Annotated in this window: 2 rRNA genes (1 of these 2 running past the window's edge); both read right to left on the bottom strand. The window is 54.1% G+C overall.

Going from position 1 to position 3473, the window contains the following annotated elements:
* Window positions 1–987, bottom strand: a 23S ribosomal RNA gene (locus EV640_RS13465) (it extends 2222 nt beyond the left edge of the window).
* 453 nt (window positions 988–1440) lie between these two features.
* Window positions 1441–2965, bottom strand: a 16S ribosomal RNA gene (locus tag EV640_RS13460).
* The 16S and 23S rRNA genes sit together here, the layout of an rRNA operon.
* Window positions 2966–3473: the final 508 nt, after the last annotated feature.

Here is a 3473-nt window from a genome sequence, read left to right as displayed (position 1 = left end):
ACCTCTGTAGGGCCCATCGGCCATCCAGTAGCTCTACCTCCGGCAAGAAACACGCAACGCTGCACCTAAATGCATTTCGGGGAGAACCAGCTATCACGGAGTTTGATTGGCCTTTCACCCCTACCCACAGCTCATCCCCCCAGTTTTCAACCTAGGTGGGTTCGGTCCTCCACGCGCTCTTACACGCGCTTCAACCTGGCCATGGGTAGATCACTCCGCTTCGGGTCTAGACCCAGCGACTCAAACGCCCTATTCAGACTCGCTTTCGCTACGGCTTCCCCACACGGGTTAACCTCGCCACTGAGCACTAACTCGCAGGCTCATTCTTCAAAAGGCACGCCATCACACCCCTATAGGATGCTTTGACGGATTGTAGGCACATGGTTTCAGGTACTATTTCACTCCCCTCCCGGGGTACTTTTCACCATTCCCTCACGGTACTGATTCACTATCGGTTAGTAGGTAGTATTTAGGCTTACCAGGTGGTCCTGGCTGATTCACACAAGATTCCTCGAGCCTCGTGCTACTCGGGATACATCTACAGGCCGGCGGAACGCATTACGACTACGGGACTCACACCCTCTACGGCGAAGGACTCAACCTTCTTCGTCTATACGCCCGCACCTCAACCCCAAGGACTGGTAGATCCTCAATGAGATGTCCCACAACCCCGGCCACGCAACCCCTACCAGGTATCACACGCAACCGGTTTAGCCCCATCCGCTTTCGCTCGCCACTACTCACAGAATCACTACATTGTTTTCTCTTCCTGTCGGTACTGAGATGTTTCACTTCCCGACGTTCCCTCCAACCGGTCTATACATTCAACCGGAGGTCACACACCATCACGGCATGCGGGGTTTCCCCATTCGGAAATCCTGGTATCAACGCTCGGTTATCAACTCCACCAGGCTTATCGCAGATTCCCACGTCCTTCATCGGCTCCTACTACCAAGGCATTCACCATGCGCCCTTAAACACTTACAAACATCATCACAGTAGCTGCGATGACACTCACCATAAGCGCTCGACTAAAAATTGACACAAAAAACACCAGCCACACCAAAGGCATGACCAGCATGATTCGAGTATTTTGTTCAAAAGAACAAAGATGCTCGCGTCCACTATGCAGTTCCCAAACAACAACCCCCACCACCATCACCAACCCACAAAAGCGGGCCGGCTACCTGAAGCCGAGGGCCAGATCATGAAACAACCATTGTTGTCTCAGGACCCAACAGTGTGCCAAGCACCACAGACAAAAGACACCAGCTCTCTTTCCGACCCGACCACCCACACAAGGTGAGTAAGACAGGCGTACCGGAGAAACCAGTGCCAAGACCGTGATGACGATTCGTTGATATTCCACCCTTGAGCAAACCACCAGTCACACGAACGGTGACATTAAATGGCGGACCCGACTCGGGTCCTGCTCCTTAGAAAGGAGGTGATCCAGCCGCACCTTCCGGTACGGCTACCTTGTTACGACTTAGTCCCAATCGCGAGTCCCACCTTCGACGGCTCCCCCCACAAGGGTTAGGCCACCGGCTTCGGGTGTTACCCACTTTCGTGACTTGACGGGCGGTGTGTACAAGGCCCGGGAACGTATTCACCGCAGCGTTGCTGATCTGCGATTACTAGCGACTCCAACTTCACGAAGTCGAGTTGCAGACTTCGATCCGAACTGAGACCGGCTTTTAGGGATTAGCTCCACCTCACAGTATCGCAACCCATTGTACCGGCCATTGTAGCATGCGTGAAGCCCAAGACATAAGGGGCATGATGATTTGACGTCGTCCCCACCTTCCTCCGAGTTGACCCCGGCAGTCTCCCATGAGTCCCCACCATTACGTGCTGGCAACATAGGATAGGGGTTGCGCTCGTTGCGGGACTTAACCCAACATCTCACGACACGAGCTGACGACAACCATGCACCACCTGTGAACCGACCCCGAAGGGAAGCTGCATCTCTGCAGCGGTCCGGTCCATGTCAAGCCTTGGTAAGGTTCTTCGCGTTGCATCGAATTAATCCGCATGCTCCGCCGCTTGTGCGGGCCCCCGTCAATTCCTTTGAGTTTTAGCCTTGCGGCCGTACTCCCCAGGCGGGGCACTTAATGCGTTAGCTACGGCGCGGAAAACGTGGAATGTCCCCCACACCTAGTGCCCAACGTTTACGGCATGGACTACCAGGGTATCTAATCCTGTTCGCTCCCCATGCTTTCGCTCCTCAGCGTCAGTAACAGCCCAGAGACCTGCCTTCGCCATCGGTGTTCCTCCTGATATCTGCGCATTTCACCGCTACACCAGGAATTCCAGTCTCCCCTACTGCACTCTAGTCTGCCCGTACCCACTGCACACCCGGGGTTGAGCCCCGGGCTTTCACAGCAGACGTGACAAACCGCCTACGAGCTCTTTACGCCCAATAATTCCGGATAACGCTCGCGCCCTACGTATTACCGCGGCTGCTGGCACGTAGTTAGCCGGCGCTTCTTCTGCAGGTACCGTCACTTGCGCTTCTTCCCTGCTGAAAGCGGTTTACAACCCGAAGGCCGTCATCCCGCACGCGGCGTCGCTGCATCAGGCTTTCGCCCATTGTGCAATATTCCCCACTGCTGCCTCCCGTAGGAGTCTGGGCCGTGTCTCAGTCCCAGTGTGGCCGGTCACCCTCTCAGGCCGGCTACCCGTCATCGCCTTGGTGAGCTATTACCTCACCAACAAGCTGATAGGCCGCGAGTCCATCCAAGACCGATAAATCTTTCCACCAGCACCCCATGCGAGGACTGGTCGTATCCGGTATTAGACCCAGTTTCCCGGGCTTATCCCAGAGTCAAGGGAAGGTTACTCACGTGATACTCACCCGTTCGCCACTAATCCAACCGTGCAAGCACGGTCTTCATCGTTCGACTTGCATGTGTTAAGCACGCCGCCAGCGTTCATCCTGAGCCAGGATCAAACTCTCCATTAAAAAATTAATAAGAGAAAGCATCCACCATCAACAACAAACAGACCAGACCCTGCCAGAAAAACAGGGCCCTCACGATCCATCCATTACCAACGACAGACACCAGTTAATGAATCCTTGGCTAAATTTGCGACACCATCACGGGGGTGATAATGTCGCTGTTATAACCAAATAAATAATTTGGTATCAACAAACTTGGCACACTATTGAGTTCTCAAACAACAACCGCTACCGGCACCATCAGAAGTTTTTCTCTGAATCGCTCCGAAGCAACTTTGTAAGCTTACCAACAAGCTTCCGCTTCGTCAATTCGGCGTTTCCGCCGTCCTGACTCGATGACCAGCGTTTCGTCCTGCAATGAAGACTCACCAAATACTCGGTGAATGATCCCTGCGAACGACTCGAACTCGTCGTCTGCGCGGTTCTCAACTCTACGTCCTGATCTTCGCTGCCGTCAACTCAAGGTCAACGCCGTGTGAACACCAAGAAAAACCGTGGTCTCGAACCCCCC

It is taken from the genome of Nesterenkonia aurantiaca, assembly GCF_004364585.1.
Taxonomy (GTDB): Bacteria; Actinomycetota; Actinomycetes; order Actinomycetales; family Micrococcaceae; genus Nesterenkonia; species Nesterenkonia aurantiaca.
The sequence above is the reverse complement of the archived record's forward strand: the minus strand, read 5'-3'. Positions and strand labels throughout refer to the sequence as shown.